Raw genomic sequence first — 15,979 nt, 5'->3', positions numbered from 1 at the left:
CGGAATGGCACGTGAACTCCTGTCCGAAGCCGACTTCATCGCCGCGCTGCGCGATCTCTCCGACCGCTACTGGGACCGTCACCCCTTCCACCGTCGGCTGCACGCCGGGGCGCTGACCAAGCCCGAACTGCAGCTGTGGGCGGCGAACCGGTGGTACTACCAGTGCCAGCTGCCGCAGAAGGACGGCGCGATCATCGCCAGCTGCCCGGTGCCGGAGGTGCGCCGGATGTGGCTGGAGCGGATCGTCTACCACGACGGCCGGGCAGCGGGTGAGGGGGGCGCGGAGAACTGGCTGCGGCTGGCCGAGGCGGTCGGCCTGGACCGGGCGGAGGTGCTGGACCAGCGGCACGTGCTGCCCGGGGTGCGGTTCGCCGTGGACGCCTACGTGACGTTCGCCCGCACCCGGTCCTGGATCGAGGGGGTCGCCTCCGGGTTGACCGAGATGTTCTCGCCGAACCTGATGCGGCGCCGGCTGGCCGATATGCGCCTGCACTACCCGTGGATCGGTGAGGCGGGTTTCGCCTACTTCATGTCCCGGCTCGGGGTGATCTCCGGCGAAGGCAGGTCCACCTTGGACATTGTCGTGCGGAGCTGCGAGACGAGGGAGCAGCAGGACGCCGCGGTGGCTGCGCTGGCTTTCAAGTGCGACGTGTTGCAGGCGGTGCTGGACAGCATTGACTACGCCTGCAAGCAACTGCAGTCGTGACAGGGTGGCTGTCGCGGGCGTAAACGGGCACCCGCGATGCGTGATCACGGCATGTGATCTCGCCCCGCGGCTCCACCGCACTCACGCCTCGCCTCCTCAGATTCGATGCCTGAGCTGGGCAGGAAGGGAGACGCGGAATGCGCGTGGTGTTACTGGGGACCGCGGCGGGCGGCGGGTTCCCGCAGTGGAACTGCGCCTGCCGGATGTGTGTTCGGGCCGGCAAGCCCGGGTTGCCGGCCCGAAGCCAGGACTGCGTGGCCGTCAGCGCCGACGGCCGGCGCTGGTGGTTGCTCAACGCATCGCCCGATATCCGGTCACAGGTGTTGGCCGCCGCCCCGCTGGCGCCCGGTCCCGGGCCGCGGGAGACACCGCTGCGTGGCGTGCTGTTGACCGACGCGGAGCTGGATCACGCGTTGGGCCTTGTGTCGTTGCGCGAGGGCGTTGGCTCGCGGGTGTACGGAACCGAGCCGGTCCTGTCGGCGCTGCGGTCGGAGCTGCCGCTCCAGGGGCTGCTGGATCGCTATGGCGGCGCCCGGTGGGTCGGTGTCGAGCCCGGCGTGGAGTTCGAGGTTGATGGCTTGCAGGTGGCCGCCATACCGGTTGGCCGGAAGCGACCCAAGTACGCGGCGTCATCCACTGTGGATGGTTGGTGGGTCGTCGCCTTCCGCGTCACCGATCCGGTGACCGGTGGAACTTTGCTCTACGCGCCCTGCCTGGCCGAGTGGCCGGATCGGTTCGATGAGGTGCTGGACACGGCCGACTGCCTGCTGCTGGACGGCACGTTCTACGGACCGGAGGAGATGTCCGGGGCGACCGGGCGGCAGGTGGGCGATGGCGCGCAACGGGCGATGGGGCACGTTCCCATCGATGGCCCCGACGGCAGCCTGGCCCGGTTGGCCCGGTACACCCGGCTGCGCCGGATCTACACCCACCTCAACAACACCAATCCAGTTCTCGACGCTGCATCGCCCGAGCGCGCCACCGTCCTGGCCGCCGGTGTCGAGATCCTCGACGACGGCACCGAGCTCGAACTGTGACTCGGCCGCCTCAAGGCCCCGACGTCGCTCCGGCCGACCCCTCCGGAGCGACGTCGGACCCCCGGCAGACACCGCGCCCCCGGCCCCGCCGGCAGTCTGCCCGGGTCCCGCCATCCACCTGCGCAAACTCCTGCGCGCTCCGACGCTTTCCGCGGGTAGGTTCTGCGGGTGACTGCCGCATCCCGACGCGCTGCTGACGAGCTACCCGGCAACCCCGGCCTGTTGGACCTGGAGTACCGGCTGTCGCAGCCCGCGATGCCCTGGGAGTTCCATGATGCTCTCGAGGAGTGGACGGTCTCGGTGGTCCTGAAGGACAGCCAGCGGCGCATGGAAGGACGCGAGGTCGGGTCGCTGACGCTGATCCGGCTGCGCGAGAACGACCGGTACTGCCCCTTGTCCGCCGCCGAGGACTATGACCTGGAACTGAGCAACACAGTCCTGGGCATCTTTGACGCGGGGTATGGGGGCTACCGCCAGCCGTTCAAGGACGCTGTCGAGTCCCCCTCCGGTGACCTCCTGGTCCTCTATCGGGCTCGTCTCGACGAGGCGTGGCGGGGTTTCGGCATCGGCCCCGCCCTTGCGGCCGAAGCGATCTGGACCCTCGGCGGCGGCTGCTGTGCGGCTGTCGTCGCCCCACGACCCACCGAGCGTCGCGACGACGAGCGCCTCACCGCGGAGGAGCAGTGGAGGCAAGCCTGCGTCAAGCTCGACGCGCTCTGGGAGAGCATTGGTTTCCGCCGCTACGCGAACTACGACAGCATCTATGTCCTGGACCTCACCTGCGAGGAGTCCGCTCACCTGCGGAACCTCCGCCGCAAGGACGTCGATGCGCTCGCCGAGGCATACGACCCCACACGTCGGCGGTAGCTCACGGAACGCTGCCCCCAAGACGGCCGGCAAGTGGAGTGGCCACAGCCTGACGGTCCTGAACCGGATCTATGCCTGGGTTCTGGCCGGGCAGCAGACCGCCAAGCGCCGGATCCTGGAGGCCCTGCGCGGAGCGTAGCCGCGAAACTTGGGCAGAAACATGGCAAGGATCGCCGGACATGGCCGGACAACGCCGGTGATCACCGGACTGGACGGGATCGCCCCTCGACCGGGTCAGACCCGGTCGAGGGGCGATCATCCATGATCACGCTGGGTGCCCCCGATCGGATTCGAACCGACACTGGGACCCTTTTAAGGGGCCTGCCTCTACCGATTGGGCTACGGGGGCAGAGGGAGCCTAGGACGTTCGACGCCTCTGGCGGAGCGTGTTCCGCACAACTCGCCCGCACGGCCGAGTCACCAAGCGTGCGCGTTCGGCCGCATGGAGCAATGCCGCACCCCTGCCGGAGGAACCATCGCCGCTGATCAACTCGGTGCTGGGCGGGACGCGCCGGCGCGCCGGCGCGCATGCCGACCCAGTGCGGTGATCCCGAGCACGATCTCGTGGTTGGGATCACAGCCGAGGACCTCCTCGACCAACTCGTCCCGCAGCGCGGCGGTGAAGCCCACACCGAGCCCCATCGCGGTCGCCACCAGGTAGGCGGTCTGCGACAGGTGCCCCACGTCCATCTGCACGATCCGGTAGGCCCGCGCGGTGTCGTACTTCCACCGGGTCCGGCCCAGCACCGCGGTGTAGTAGATCGCCGCGGCCGCCTCGCCTACCCACTCCTGGTCCCCGGCCGAGGCCGTGACCTGTTCCGGCGTCCAGGTCGCGCCCAGCGGCTCCAGAACGTGCCGGGCGGCGTCATAGTGGTACCAGCCCGGTTCCAGGCCGCTGACGCGCGAGGCGTGCAGGTACAGCTCGACGGGATGTCGGCCGCCGCCCGAGGGCGTGGTCTTCAGCACGGTGCCGGACCTGCTGATCGCGCCCTTCACCGGCAGCGGACCCCCGACGACGCGCAGCAGGTGCCCCAGCTCGGCCAGGTCCAGCGCCTCCGGGCCGAAGCGCCGGGTGGTGCGCCGCTCCAGCAGCACGTGCAGCAGCGGCCGGTTCGCCCACCCGGGTAGCCCGTTGCCCTTGGGCAGCTCCACCGGCGTCGTCCCGACGCTCTTGAACGGCGGGGGCGGTGGGCTGCCGGCCAGCTTCTCGTCCAGCTCGACGTCCTGTTCCTGCCAGCTGGCGTAGCGGCTGTCGCCGAGGGTGCGGCTAGCGAAGTGGAAGTGCCGGGCCGAGGCGCCCCAGTCGCCCCAGGCCGCCAGCAGCGCCTGTTCCTCGCCATGCTCCGGTGAGCCCTCCACCACCAGCACCTTGGCCTCGACCAGCTCGGCGACCACCTTGCGCACCGCGGCGGCGTCCTCGGGCTCGAGGTCGGCGCACACGTCCTCCGGGTCGGCGAAGCGGGCGAACGCGCGACAGACCCGCTCGGCGACCTCGGTCAGCTCGAACTGCCGGTGGTGCAGGTAGTCGTCCCACACCAGCCGGCCACGGTCGTAGAAAAGGGCCGCGTACTCAGCGACCTTGACCCGCATACCGCAGCTCCTCGAACCGATGGACCACCCACGAGTGCACGGCGTCGGAGACCTCGGTGGTCTCCGCCCGGTGCTCGAACCAGCGCCAGTCGCAGTTCACGTTCACCTCGAGGAAAACGTGATCACCGCCGACGACGAGCAGGTCGAAGGCGGCGACGTGCAGCCGCCAGTGCCGTGCCAGCGCGAGAAGTCTCGCACCCAACCCCTCCCCGACACGCGTGCGGTCCACCGTGACGGCCTCCGGGTCGACCCAAAGCTGGGCCGGATCAGCCTTCCGTACCCGATATGCGATCAGCCGCTCACCGACGACGAACACCCGTAACTCGTACTCGGCCTCGAAATACTGCTGCACGATGACGGGCGCCGGTTCCGGCGCCTCCCCGGCGCGGTTGACGTCCAACGGGCGTGGAAACAACCCGTGCATCGCGCCCGGGCGCGGCTCCAGCAGGTGGTGGCCGGTGCTCTTGACCACGCAACGGTCGCCGCCCGGCCGGCTACGGCCGGGCCAGGTGGTGACGGCGGTGCGCGGAACGGTCAGCCCGAACCGGGCGGCGTCGGTGAGCTGGGTGAGCCGGTCCAGCTGACCGGCACCGACGGGGTTGATGTGCTCCCAGTCCGCGCGGCGGGCAAGCCAGTCGGCGGTGGCCTGCCACTGCCCGCGCGCGTAGGCGCCGGCGACGGTGCGCGGGTCGACCGGCAGCGCGGTGATGTCGAAGTGCCGGCGCCAGGTGAGCACCGGCCGCAGCAGCCACCGCTCCAGCTCCAGCAGCGGGGCGTCGACGTAGACGGTGAGGGCGAGGTCCAGGCACCGGTCGACGTCGACGCGCGCCATCCGTACCCCGTGCTCGGCCAGCGCGAGGGACAGCTCGTTCATCTCCATGTCCGCCGCGCGGGCCAGGACCAGCACGCAGGGCACCGGCTCGGCCGACGGATCAGTGACCAGCCCGGTGCGGTGGACACGTTCCTGGAAGTCCAGGTTCGTGGTGGGGGCGCGGAAGAAGTAGTCCTGCCCCTGCAGCAGTAGCGGCGCGGGCCAGGCGTCCGCGGCCAGGCGTGCCGGCGGAGGACCGGGTGGGGGCGGATCGTCCGGCCCGGCCCGCCCGGCCCCCGGCACGGTCAGTCGTCCTTCTTCCGGGCGTAGATTTTGTTCGCGCGGGCGTACTCCGACGCGTACTCGGCCAGCGCGCCGTCCGCGACGTCACCCCGGCGAACCCGGGCCGCCAGCTCCTGCAGCGACATGGCGCTCACCTCTCCCACACGCGGCGTTCACACGTTCAGGTGATATACCTTGTGTAGTCTCGGTTTCACCTAACGCAAAGTCAAGCCGGTGCGGTGAGTTCGTCACCGCACCGGCTCAGTTTTGTCACGCGCTGCGCGGAAGTCGGGCGGCCGATTCCGGCCAGCCGCTCACCCTGCGGGTGCGTCGCTACTCCGTTCAGGCGCCTTTGGCCACCCGTTCGAACTCCCGCTTGGGCTCGTTGATCTGGCCCAGCGAGATCACCTCACGGCGGAACAACAACGCCAGCGCCCAGTCGAGCATGATCCGGAACTTCCGGTTGAACGTCGGCATCCGGCTGACGTGGTACGCGCGGTGCATCGCCCACGCCGGGTAGCCCTTGAGCTTGATCCCGTAGACGTCGGCCACGCCCTTGTAGAGGCCGAGGCCGGCCACCGAGCCGGCGTAGCGGTGGTAGTAATCCTTGGCCTTGCGCCCGCGCAGCGTGGCGATCAGGTTCTTCGCCAGCTGGTTGGCCTGCCGCACCGCGTGCTGGGCGTTGGGCACGCAGGTGGCGTTCGGGTCCTCCTCGGTGGCGGACAGATCCGGCACGGCGGTGCAGTCGCCGGCCGCCCAGGCGTCCGGCATCCCCTCGACCTGTAGGGACGCCGTGCAACGCAGGCGGCCTCGCTGGTCGAGCGGGAGGTCGGTGTTGGCGAGCACCGGGTTGGCCTTGACACCGGCGGTCCAGATGATCGTGTCGGCGTCGAACTCGGTGCCGTCACTGAGGACGACGTGGCCGCCCTCCATCGACTTGACCAGGGTCTCCAGGTAGACCTCGATACCGCGCTTCATCAGCTGCTCGACGGTGTAGACGCCCATCTTCGGGCTCACCTCGGGCAGGATGCGGTTGGCCGCGTCCACCAGGACCCAGCGCATGTCCTTGGGTTCGAGGTTCGGGTAGTAGCGCGTCGCGTAACGCGCCATGTCCTCGAGCTCGGCCAGCGTCTCGGTGCCCGCGAAGCCACCGCCGATCACCAGGAACGTCAGCAACCGGCGGCGCAGTTCCTCGTCGTTGGTCGTGGCCGCGGCATCCAGCCGGGAGAGCACGTGGTTACGCAGGTAGATCGCCTCGCCGATGGTCCGGGCGGCGATCCCCTGCTCGGCGAGCCCGGGGATCGGCAGCGTCCTGGCGACCGACCCGAGCGCCACCACGAGGATGTCGTAGGAGTGCTCCTCGGTGTGGCCGTCCGGCGACTCGACGATCGCGGTCTTGCGGCCGTGCTCGATCTTGGTGATCCGCCCGGTCAGGACGTTGCACTTGCGGAGCACCTTCCGCAGCGGCACGACCACGTGCCGCGGCTCGATGGACCCGGCCGCCGCTTCGGGGAGGAACGGCTGGTAGGTCATGTGCGGCTGCGGGTCAACGACGGTCACCGACGCCTCGCGTCGCCGGAGCTTCGACTGCAACCGCAGCGCGGTGTACATGCCGACGTAGCCACCGCCGGCCACGAGGATCCGGGTGGGACCGCTCTTACCTGCTGCCATGGCTGACATGGTCGCACCGCACCCAACCAGTCGCTTGACACGGCCCACAACCCTGTGATCCCGGTTGTAGAGCCAGATCACACCGGTCCAGCGACCCCCCCACTGACCTGGTGCTTTCTCGCAGCCAAATGGATCCAGCACGGGTGTGCGCCGAAAAATCGACCCGGATCCTTGATCCACATAGCGTCACCAGTGCTCCGCCGGTCGGGCGGCTCCGGTGCGCACATCCGTGCGCAGCGCTGGTGAGACAACCGCCGACGGTGCCTCCCGTCACCATGGAAAGCTCACCGCGAACCCTTACGTCGAGGTGAATTCCTGACGTCGATCTCGATGCCCGGCCTGGGGAACAGCCCGACCCGGACCCGCACGTCCCGGCCAGGTGTCGCGAGGATCTTGCTCAGCAAGGCCAGGGCCGACCCGAAAGCCGAGGCGAGGAGCAGGAAGAGGGCCATCAGGAACAGCCAGGGACCAACCGCGGACAGCGCGGCCACGAGGCACGGCTCCTTCGACCACCAAGGCTCATCCCGTTGACCCCCCAGCGCGGCGGTCCTGCGCCGTGACCGAGGTTAGCCATTCGGGGCCGAGGTGAGGAACCGCAGTGCAGGTATTCGAATCCGGTGGAGCGCTCGGGAACGGCCAGCAGGCGAAGGTCGTGAGTCAGCGCCCGGGACGGGCCGCGGAACAGCGAGAGCAGGCGAACCGAGCTTCTCCCGAGCCGGGAAGCACTACCGAGCCTCGATCCCGGCGAGGCGAGCCGCCTCCCGCAACAGGTCCTGGAGCATCGCCGGGGTGAGCCGGCCGGTGAACGTGTTCTGCTGGCTGACGTGGTAGCAGCCGAGCACGTGCAGATCGCGCCCGCCCGCGGCGCTCGGCAGGGTCAGGTGCACCCCGTGCCCGAACCGCGGTCGCGGCGTGGGCACCGGCCAGCCGGCGGCGTGGAGCACCGGCAGGACGGCCTGCCAGCCGAACCCGCCGAGCACGACGACCACGCGCAGGTTGGGGCGTAGCAGCTCCAGCTCCCGGGCCAGCCAGGCCCGGCAGTTGTCCCGCTCCCCCGGGGTCGGCCGGTTCTCCGGCGGGGCGCACCGCACGGGCGCGGTGATCCGGGTGCCGAACAGCTCCAGCCCGTCGTCCCGGCTCACCGCGACCGGCTGCGAGGCCAGCCCCACCTCGTGCAGCGCGGCGTACAGCACGTCGCCGGAGCGGTCCCCGGTGAACATCCGGCCCGTCCGGTTCGCACCGTGCGCGGCGGGCGCGAGCCCGACGACCACGATCCGCGCGTCGGCCGGCCCGAACCCCGGCACCGGGCGACCCCAGTACACCTGCTCGCGGAAGGCGGCGCGGCGTACCCGGGCCACCTCCTCCCGCCACCGCACCAGCCTCGGGCAGGCACGGCAGTGCGTGACCAGTTCGTCCAGGGTGTCCAGATCGGGCGCGGCCGCCGCGGTGGCGGCGGGATCGAGCAGTGGCCGGTGCACCCGTTCATCCTCCCCCTCGGTCGCTACCCCCATAGGGTGCCCTCATGTCAACGCAGGATGCGACGGAGAAGCGGGCCGACGCCCCCGCAGCGCCTGCCGAGGTGGAGCCGGCGGACGACCTGGTCACCACCCGGCACACCGTGCGGGCGGCCGGGCGCGAGCTCGCCTACACCGCCACGGCGGGGCGTGTGGTGCTCCGCAAGGAGGTGCTCAACGACGGGAAGTTCGACGGCCACCTGCCGAAGGCGGAGGTGTTCGTCACCACCTACACCCTCGACGACGCGGACCCGACCGGCCGCCCGGTGACATTCGCCTTCAACGGCGGCCCGGGCTCGTCCAGCGTGTGGCTGCACCTGGGCCTGTTCGGCCCGCGCCGGGTGCTGACGGGCGACGCGGGCAACCCGCTGCCGCCGCCCTACGGCCTGGCCGACAACGCCGAGACCCTGTTGGCACACAGCGATCTGGTGTTCATCGACCCGGTCTCCACCGGGTACTCGCGAACGGTCAAGGGCGAGAAACCCGCCGACTACCACGGTTTCCAGGGCGACCTGGAGTCGGTCGGCGAGATCATCCGGCTGTGGACCTCACGGCACGGGCGGTGGATGTCACCGAAGTTTCTGGCCGGCGAGTCGTACGGCACGCTGCGCGCCGCCGCGCTGGCCGACCACCTGCAGTCCCGGTACGGCATGTACCTCAACGGCCTGGTCCTGATCTCCGCCGTTCTGGACATGGGCACGATCCGGTTCACTCCCGGCAACGACCTACCCTATGCCCTGTTCCTGCCGACCTATGCGGCGATCGCGCACTACCACGGTCGTCACGGTTCCCGTCCGCTGGGCGAGGTCGTGGCCGAGGCAGTGGAGTACGCCGAGCGCGACTACCCCTGGGCGCTGGCGCGGGGCGCCCGGCTGTCCGCGGAGGAGCGGGCCGAGGCGGTGCGGCGGGTTGCCGCGCTGGCCGGCTTGAGCGAGGACTACGTGGACCGGGTCAACCTGCGGCTGGAGCACATCCGGTTCTTCACCGAGCTGTTGCGCGACCGGCGGCAGGTCGTGGGCCGGATGGACGGCCGGTTCGTCGGGTGGGATCCGGACTCGGGCCGGGAGCACTTCACCGACGACCCGTCCCTGCAAGCAATCATGGGCCCGTACACGGCCGGACTGAACCACTACGTGCACAACGAGCTGGAGTATCGCAACGACCTGCCGTACGAGATCCTGACCGACCGCGTGCAGCCGTGGTCCTACAAGGAGTTCGAGGGCGCCCACGTCAACGTGGCGGACAAGTTGGCCGACGCGATGCGGGCCAACCCGCACCTTCGGGTCCACGTTGGATGTGGTTACCACGACGGCGCCACACCGTTCGCCGCGGCCGAGCACACGATGGCCGGTCTCGCCGTCCCCGCCGAGCTGCGGGACAACATCGAGTTCCGGTACTACCACGGCGGGCACATGATGTATGTGCACGAGCCGAGCCGGGTTCAGCAGTCGGCGGACATCGCCGAGTTTCTCCGGTCCGCCACGCCGTCCTCGTAAGCCGCGGCGCGGGCGCGACGGGTGCTGCCGTCGCGCCCGCGCCATTCGGCGCGCCGCGGTGCCGGACCACCGGCGCTCAGGCAACCACGTGCGGCCGCGGTTCGGCGAAGTGGCAGGCGCTGGGGTGTTCTCGGTCGGCATCGGAGCCGTCCAGGCGCAGGGTGAGTGGGGGTTCCTGCTCGGCGCACAGGTCGGTGGCCTTCCAGCACCTGGTGCGGAACCGGCAGCCCGAGGGCGGGTCGACCGGGCTGGGCACGTCGCCGCTGAGCCGGATCACCTCGCGCCGGCCGCGCAACTCCGGGTCCGGCACCGGCACCGCCGAGAGCAGCGCCTGCGTGTAGGGGTGAGTCGGGTGTTCGTAGATGCTCGTCTCGGTGCCGATCTCGGCGATCTTTCCCAGGTACATCACGGCAACCCGGTCGGAAAGGTGTCGGACCACCGACAGGTCGTGAGCGATGAACACATAGGACAGTCCGAACTCGGTTTGCAGCTCACCGAGCAGGTTCATGACCTGCGCCTGGATCGACACGTCGAGCGCGGAGACCGGTTCGTCGCAGATGATAACCTTGGGACGAAGAGCCAGTGCCCGGGCGATCCCGATGCGTTGGCGTTGCCCGCCGGAGAACTGGTGCGGGTAACGGTTGATGTGCTCCGGGTTGAGGCCCACGACATCCAGGAGTTCCTGGACCCGTTGCCGCCGGGAGGCTTTCGGCGCTACCTCGGGGTGGATCTCGAACGGCTCACCCACAATGTCGCCCACGGTCATCCGCGGGTTCAGCGAGGTGTACGGATCCTGGAGCACGATCTGGATGTCGCGCCGCAGCCGGCGCAGTTCCGCGCCGCGCATGTCGAAGATGTTGCGGCCCTCGAACGTCACCGCACCGGACGTGGGCGGCTCGAGTCGCATCAACACCTGCGCCAGCGTGGACTTTCCGCAGCCCGACTCACCCACGACGCCGAGGGTCTCCCCGCGGTGCAGGTCGAAGGAGACGCCGTCGACCGCCCGGACGTGGCCGACCACGCGCTTGAACACCACGCCGACCCGCAACGGGAAGTGCTTCACCAGGTTGCGGACGGACAGGATCGGCTCAGCCACGGCTGACCACCTCCTCGGCGAAGTGACACGCACTCGCCCGGCCCACGCCCAGGGCGACGCGGGTGGGGAGTGTGGTGCGGCACGGTTCGGCCGCCCGCGGGCACCGCGGGTGGAACGGGCACCCCGGCGGCACGTTCAACAGGCTCGGTGGCGTACCGCGGATCGTCCGTAGCTGCTGTCCCTTGAGATCCAGCCGTGGGATCGAGTCCAGCAGGGCCTCGGTGTAGGGGTGTGCGGGCCTACGATACAGCGACCGGGCGTCCGCCTCCTCCACGATCCGCCCGGCGTACATCACCGCGATCCGGTCGGCGACCTCCGCGACCACACCCAGGTCGTGGGTGATGAGGATCAGCCCCATCTGCCGCTCGTCCTGGATCTCCTTGAGCAGGTCCATGATCTGCGCCTGCACCGTGACGTCCAGTGCGGTGGTGGGCTCGTCGGCGATGAGCACCTCCGGGTCCAGCGCCAGCGACATCGCGATCATCGCGCGTTGCCGCATCCCACCGGAGAACTCGTGCGGGTACTCGTCCACCCGCCGCGCCGCGTGCGGAATGCGGACGAGGTCGAGCAGCTCGATGGTGCGCCGCCGCGCCTCCCGCCGGGTCATTCCCTGTCGCAGCCGGAGCTGTTCGGCGATTTGGAATCCGATGGTGAACACCGGGTTCAGCGCCGACAACGCGTCCTGGAAGATCATCGCGATGCCGCTGCCGCGGACCTCGCGGCGTCGCTCCGGGGACACGGTCAGCAGATCTTCACCGTGGAACCGCACCGAACCGCCGGTCACGTGGGCCGGTGGGGTGTCGAGGATTCCCATGATGGTCTGGGCCGTGACGCTCTTGCCCGAGCCGGACTCGCCCAGCACGGCCATGGTCTCCCCGGCGTCGACGTGGTAGCTGACCCCGTTGAGCACCTTCGCCACACCGTCGGAGGTCCGGAACTCGACCTGCAGGTCGGAGACCACGAGCAACGGCTGGTCGTCCACTCTGGACATGCTTGCGGACATCCTTCACCTCAGCTTCGGGTCCAGCGCCTCGCGCACGGCGTCGCCGAGCATCACGAAGGCGAGCACGGTCATGGTCAGGAAGCCGGCCGGGAAGAGCAGCAGGTGCGGGGCGATCCGTACGTAGTCCCGCGCATCGCTGATCATCACGCCCCAGGAGACCACCGGCGATCGCAGGCCCAGTCCCAGGAAGGACAAGGTGGCCTCCACTCCGATGAAGGCGCCCAAGGCGATGGTCGCGTACACCAGCACCGGAGCCAGGCAGTTCGGCAGCAGGTGTCGGAAGATGATCCGGCGTGAGCTCGCGCCGAGCGCCCGCGCCGCCTTCACGTAGTCGTTCTGCTTCGCGGAGATCACCGCGGCACGCATGATCCGCATCGCCACCGGCCAGGACAGCAGGGCGATCGACAACACCACCTGCGCGACGATGCGCACAGGTCCCGGGGTGCTACCGGGCGCGTTGAGGGTGGTGAGGATGACGATCGCACCGAGTACGAAGGGAAGACCGAAGAACACGTCGGCGACCCGTGACATCAACGCGTCGAGCCATCCTCCGTAGTACCCGGCGAGAATTCCCAGCGTCGAACCGATCAACACGGTCCCTGCCGTGGCCAGTACACCGACGACGACGGATGCCCGAGTCCCATAGATCACCCGGGCATAGATGTCCGCGCCCTGGTTGTCGTAGCCGAACCAGGCGTCGACGGAGGGAAGCTGCCGTTGCCGGGACAGGTCGCCGTAGGTCGGATCGACCGAGGTGAACAACTGCGGGAACGCGGCCATCACCAGCACGAGCAGGATCAGCCCCGCCGAGATGAGGAACGTGGGTTGGCGACGCAGGTTCCGCCACGCGTCCGACCACAGGCCGCGCTGCCGACCCTCCGTCGTCGCGGCGGCGTAGGCCCCACGACTCGTCGTGCTGGAGATGGCGTCGGTCGGCTCAGTCATAGCGGATCCTTGGGTCCAGGACGGCGTAGAGCACGTCGACCAGCAGGTTCATCAGCAGGTAGACGATCACCAGCAAGGTGACCACGCCCGTGACGGTGACGCCTTCCTTGGTCAGGATCGAGCGGAAGAGCAGCCCACCGATGCCCCGGATGTTGAAGACGCCCTCGGTGACGATGGCGCCACCCATCAGCGCACCCAGGTCGGTCCCCATGAACGTGATCACCGGGATGACCGAGTTCCGCAGAAGATGGATCCCCACGACCCGGCGCGGGGGCAGGCCCTTGGCGACCGCGGTTCGTACGTAGTCCGCGCGGAGGTTCTCCGCGATGCTGGTCCTGGTCAGCCGGGCCACGTAGGCCATCGACAGGCTGCCCAGCACGAACCCGGGCACGAGCAGCTCACCCCACGCGGCCTCGGACGACACCGTGGGGTCGATGATTCCCCACCTCAGGCCGAGCAGGATCTGCAGCACGTAGCCGGTGACGAAGGTCGGGATCGCGATCAGGAACAGCGTCGAGACCAGCACCAGGTTGTCCAGGAAACCCCGGCCACGCAGGCCGGTCAGCAGGCCGGCGCTGATGCCGATGACGGCTTCGATGACCAGTGCCACCACGGCGAGCTTCACCGTCGTGGGATAGGCGTCCACGATGAGCTGCCCCACCGGGACCCCGGAGAACGTCTCCCCGAAATTGCCCTGGAGCAGCTGGCCGAGGTACTTCACGTACTGCACCAGGAGCGGGTCGTTCAGGTTGAACCGCTCCGTCATGACCGTCACGAAGGCGTCCGGGCAGGGACGTTCGCCGCACTTGCCGGCGAACGGGTCCCCGGGAACCGCCCACACCATCGTGTAAATCAGGAACGTCGTGCCCAGGAAGACGGGAATGAACTGCAGCAGCCGCCGCAGGACATAGCGACCCATGCACTCTCACCTTCGGCTTGGCGTGGTCGAGCGGCCGGCCCGCATGTCGCGGGCCGGCCGCCGACCATGGCTCACTTGACCTGGATTGCGCCCAGGTCCAGCTCGTTCAGGGGACTCACCTTGACGTTGGTGACACGGTCCGAGAAGCCGGACGTGGATGTGTAGGTCCACAGCGGGATCGTGGCCATGTCCTTGGCCAGCATGCGCTCGGCTTCCTGGTAGAGCTTGGTCGCCTGGTCCTCGTCGGTCGCCCGGTCGGCCTCGGCCAGCTTGGCGTCGAGCTCGGGGTTGGTGTAGCCGTTGTCGTTGGACGAGGCACCCGTCCGGTACAGCGGGTTGAGGAAGTTCTCGATCGAGGGGTAGTCGGCCTTCCAGCCGGTGCGGTACGGACCGACCATCTGGTGCGAGTTCACCAGTTGCCGGAACTCACCGAAGCTGGTGGTCGGGGTGAACACGCAGTCCAGGCCGAGAGTGTTCTTGATGCTGTTGCAGGTCGCCTCGATCCACTCCTTGTGCCCGCCGTCGGAGTTGGACTGGATGGTGATCTTGCCGCTGTACCCGGACTTCGCCAGGTACTCCTTGGCCTTCTCCGGGTCGTACTCGCAGAACTCCCCGCACTGGTTGGGCTGGTACCCCTTCAGGCCGGGCGCCGCCCAGCCGGTCGCCGGCTTACGGGTGCCCTCGAAGATCCGCTCGGTGATCTCCTTGCGGTTGATGGCCATGGAGATGGCCCTGCGCAGGTCGGGATTGGTGAACTCGTCCCGGTACTGCGGGAAGGACAGGTTGGCGATCACCAGCGTGTCCTTCTCCAGGTAGCGGTCGGGCAGGTCGGTGCGGTACTTGCCGCCGGCGAGCGCGGCCGGTGGCACCTGCTCCATGAAGTCCAGGGTGCCGGCGAGGATGTCCTGGTAGGCGGACTCCATGCTCTGGTAGATCCGGAACGTCAGGTCCTTGACCTTCGGCTTGTCCTCGCCCTGGTAGCCCTCGAACCGCCTCAGCTTGATCTCTGCGTTGACCTGGCGCGAGACGAACTCGAACGGCCCGTTGCCGATGGGGTGCTTCTCGAACGCCTCCCTGTCGGAGAAGAACGCGTCCGGCAGCGGAGAATAAGCCGAGTAGCCGAGCTTGGTGGGAAAGACCGAGAACGGCTCCTTCAGCGTGACCTCGAAGCTGTAGTCGTCGAGGACCTTCAGGCCGGACATCTCCTTGGCCCTGGGCTCCGGCGGCTGCTGCGGACCGCTGCGGCCGTCCGGGTCCGCCGGGTGCACGTCGTCGTAGCCCTGCACCTGCTCGAAGAAGCTGGCGTTCTGGTAGCCGTTCGGGCCGTAGGCGGTGGTGTTCCAGGCGTCGACGAAGTTCTTGGCCTTGACCTCGGTGCCGTCGTGGAACTTCCAGCCCTGCTTGATCTTGATCGTGAAGACCTTGGAGTCGGTGGTCTCGACCGACTCGGCCATCGCCTTGCGCGGCTCCGCGTTCTCACTGTCGTAGCTGAACAGCCGGGTGAACAACGCGTCCACGACGCGGCCACCGCCGACCTCGTTGGTGTTCCCGGGCACCAGCGGGTTCTCCGGCTCGGTGCCGAACACCGAGATGGCACCGTCACCGGCCCCGCCACCACCGGTGGAACCGCCCCCGCCGCACCCGGCCACGACCAGCGCAACCGGAAGGACGGCTACGGAGATGCTGCGCCACCACGGCTTCCGTGCACCTGTGTTCCTGCCCAAGTTCCCTCGTCCCTCCCCGTCGGTGGCCAGCCCGAGGTCGCCCGGGCGCCACGTCGAGCCCTGCGGGATTCGGTGCCCGCACGCGAGAGGAACCTAGTCATTCCGGGTGAGGGCAGTCATAGGAGATGTCGTCACGAATTAGTCACGATCGGGGGTACCCGTAGATGGTCGTAGGCTGATTGGGTCGCACCGTGAGAACGTTCGGCGGAATTTCGTCCTTCGGGGGCGACGTGGTGGGCCGAATGCCTTGCTCCTTAGAGCGTGTCTCACTTGGTGAGTCTCTTGTAGCAGGTGAGGGCGGCGGCCAAGGTCAGAAAG

General features: G+C 68.9%; 15 protein-coding genes and 1 tRNA gene. 4 read left to right on the top strand and 12 right to left on the bottom strand.

What is annotated here, in order from left to right; all coding sequences use genetic code 11:
• Positions 1–4: 4 nt before the first annotated feature.
• The 3 genes from pqqC to IEY55_RS21285 all read left to right on the top strand — a co-directional run bounded on the left by pqqC (position 5) and on the right by IEY55_RS21285 (position 2,610).
• Positions 5–706: a pyrroloquinoline-quinone synthase PqqC gene (gene pqqC, locus IEY55_RS21295; protein WP_189060288.1), complete on the top strand. Its 702-nt coding sequence runs from the start codon at positions 5–7 to the stop codon at positions 704–706.
• A 137-nt stretch (positions 707–843) separates the two neighbouring features.
• Positions 844–1,743: a pyrroloquinoline quinone biosynthesis protein PqqB gene (pqqB, locus tag IEY55_RS21290; RefSeq protein ID WP_189060287.1), complete on the top strand. Its 900-nt coding sequence runs from the start codon at positions 844–846 to the stop codon at positions 1,741–1,743.
• 168 nt (positions 1,744–1,911) lie between these two features.
• On the top strand, positions 1,912–2,610 hold the full coding sequence (locus tag IEY55_RS21285) for a hypothetical protein (protein WP_189060286.1): 699 nt from the start codon (positions 1,912–1,914) through the stop codon (positions 2,608–2,610).
• A gap of 275 nt (positions 2,611–2,885) precedes the next feature.
• Here IEY55_RS21285 and IEY55_RS21280 read toward each other — a convergent pair.
• The 7 genes from IEY55_RS21280 to IEY55_RS21255 form a co-directional block, all read right to left on the bottom strand.
• Positions 2,886–2,959, bottom strand: a tRNA-Leu gene (locus IEY55_RS21280).
• A gap of 137 nt (positions 2,960–3,096) precedes the next feature.
• Positions 3,097–4,200 carry a SagB/ThcOx family dehydrogenase gene (locus IEY55_RS21275; protein ID WP_189060285.1) on the bottom strand — a complete coding sequence of 368 codons (1,104 nt, stop codon included), beginning with the start codon at positions 4,198–4,200 and terminating at the stop codon, positions 3,097–3,099.
• Positions 4,181–5,314, bottom strand: a complete 1,134-nt coding sequence (locus IEY55_RS21270; RefSeq protein ID WP_229686605.1) for an ATP-grasp domain-containing protein — start codon at positions 5,312–5,314, stop codon at positions 4,181–4,183. The genes IEY55_RS21275 and IEY55_RS21270 overlap by 20 nt, the downstream gene beginning before the upstream one ends.
• Positions 5,315–5,316: 2 nt before the next feature.
• Positions 5,317–5,439 carry a hypothetical protein gene (locus tag IEY55_RS32610; RefSeq protein WP_268239343.1) on the bottom strand — a complete coding sequence of 41 codons (123 nt, stop codon included), beginning with the start codon at positions 5,437–5,439 and terminating at the stop codon, positions 5,317–5,319.
• A 196-nt stretch (positions 5,440–5,635) separates the two neighbouring features.
• On the bottom strand, positions 5,636–6,964 hold the full coding sequence (locus IEY55_RS21265) for an NAD(P)/FAD-dependent oxidoreductase (RefSeq protein ID WP_189060284.1): 1,329 nt from the start codon (positions 6,962–6,964) through the stop codon (positions 5,636–5,638).
• A 284-nt stretch (positions 6,965–7,248) separates the two neighbouring features.
• Positions 7,249–7,455, bottom strand: a complete 207-nt coding sequence (locus IEY55_RS21260) for a hypothetical protein (RefSeq protein ID WP_189060283.1) — start codon at positions 7,453–7,455, stop codon at positions 7,249–7,251.
• 234 nt (positions 7,456–7,689) lie between these two features.
• Positions 7,690–8,442: a uracil-DNA glycosylase gene (locus IEY55_RS21255; RefSeq protein WP_308424773.1), complete on the bottom strand. Its 753-nt coding sequence runs from the start codon at positions 8,440–8,442 to the stop codon at positions 7,690–7,692.
• 44 nt (positions 8,443–8,486) lie between these two features.
• Here IEY55_RS21255 and IEY55_RS21250 point away from each other — a divergent pair, with 44 nt between their 5' ends.
• Positions 8,487–9,974, top strand: a complete 1,488-nt coding sequence (locus IEY55_RS21250; protein WP_189060281.1) for a S10 family peptidase — start codon at positions 8,487–8,489, stop codon at positions 9,972–9,974.
• A 76-nt stretch (positions 9,975–10,050) separates the two neighbouring features.
• On the opposite strand, the gene IEY55_RS21245 is transcribed toward IEY55_RS21250, so the two are convergent.
• The 5 genes from IEY55_RS21245 to IEY55_RS21225 form a co-directional block, all read right to left on the bottom strand.
• Positions 10,051–11,070, bottom strand: a complete 1,020-nt coding sequence (locus IEY55_RS21245) for an ABC transporter ATP-binding protein (RefSeq protein ID WP_189060280.1) — start codon at positions 11,068–11,070, stop codon at positions 10,051–10,053.
• Entirely contained in the window at positions 11,063–12,061 is a 999-nt protein-coding gene (locus IEY55_RS21240; protein WP_189060279.1) for an ABC transporter ATP-binding protein, read from the bottom strand. Before IEY55_RS21240 ends, IEY55_RS21245 begins: the two co-directional genes overlap by 8 nt.
• A gap of 15 nt (positions 12,062–12,076) precedes the next feature.
• Positions 12,077–13,018, bottom strand: coding sequence for an ABC transporter permease (locus IEY55_RS21235; RefSeq protein WP_189060278.1), 942 nt, complete (start codon positions 13,016–13,018; stop codon positions 12,077–12,079).
• Positions 13,011–13,937 carry an ABC transporter permease gene (locus IEY55_RS21230; RefSeq protein WP_189060277.1) on the bottom strand — a complete coding sequence of 309 codons (927 nt, stop codon included), beginning with the start codon at positions 13,935–13,937 and terminating at the stop codon, positions 13,011–13,013. Before IEY55_RS21230 ends, IEY55_RS21235 begins: the two co-directional genes overlap by 8 nt.
• A gap of 71 nt (positions 13,938–14,008) precedes the next feature.
• The gene (locus tag IEY55_RS21225; protein ID WP_229686604.1) at positions 14,009–15,661 is read right to left on the bottom strand and encodes a peptide ABC transporter substrate-binding protein; all 1,653 of its coding nucleotides are present in this window, start codon (positions 15,659–15,661) and stop codon (positions 14,009–14,011) included.
• Positions 15,662–15,979: the final 318 nt, after the last annotated feature.

The sequence above is a fragment of the Longimycelium tulufanense genome (assembly GCF_014645795.1).
In the GTDB taxonomy this organism is placed as follows: domain Bacteria; phylum Actinomycetota; class Actinomycetes; order Mycobacteriales; family Pseudonocardiaceae; genus Longimycelium; species Longimycelium tulufanense.
This window is presented reverse-complemented; position numbering and strand designations above follow the sequence as displayed.

What these genes read in the sequence shown, in the direction of transcription:
- IEY55_RS32610 (WP_268239343.1), bottom strand. Translation starts at nt 5,439, where the DNA reads ATGTCGCTGCAGGAGCTGGCGGCCCGGGTTCGCCGGGGTGACGTCGCG.
- IEY55_RS21250 (WP_189060281.1), top strand. Translation starts at nt 8,487, where the DNA reads ATGTCAACGCAGGATGCGACGGAGAAGCGGGCCGACGCCCCCGCAGCG.
- pqqB (WP_189060287.1), top strand. Translation starts at nt 844, where the DNA reads ATGCGCGTGGTGTTACTGGGGACCGCGGCGGGCGGCGGGTTCCCGCAG.
- IEY55_RS21235 (WP_189060278.1), bottom strand. Translation starts at nt 13,018, where the DNA reads ATGACTGAGCCGACCGACGCCATCTCCAGCACGACGAGTCGTGGGGCC.
- pqqC (WP_189060288.1), top strand. Translation starts at nt 5, where the DNA reads ATGGCACGTGAACTCCTGTCCGAAGCCGACTTCATCGCCGCGCTGCGC.
- IEY55_RS21240 (WP_189060279.1), bottom strand. Translation starts at nt 12,061, where the DNA reads ATGTCCAGAGTGGACGACCAGCCGTTGCTCGTGGTCTCCGACCTGCAG.
- IEY55_RS21265 (WP_189060284.1), bottom strand. Translation starts at nt 6,964, where the DNA reads ATGGCAGCAGGTAAGAGCGGTCCCACCCGGATCCTCGTGGCCGGCGGT.
- IEY55_RS21230 (WP_189060277.1), bottom strand. Translation starts at nt 13,937, where the DNA reads ATGGGTCGCTATGTCCTGCGGCGGCTGCTGCAGTTCATTCCCGTCTTC.
- IEY55_RS21275 (WP_189060285.1), bottom strand. Translation starts at nt 4,200, where the DNA reads ATGCGGGTCAAGGTCGCTGAGTACGCGGCCCTTTTCTACGACCGTGGC.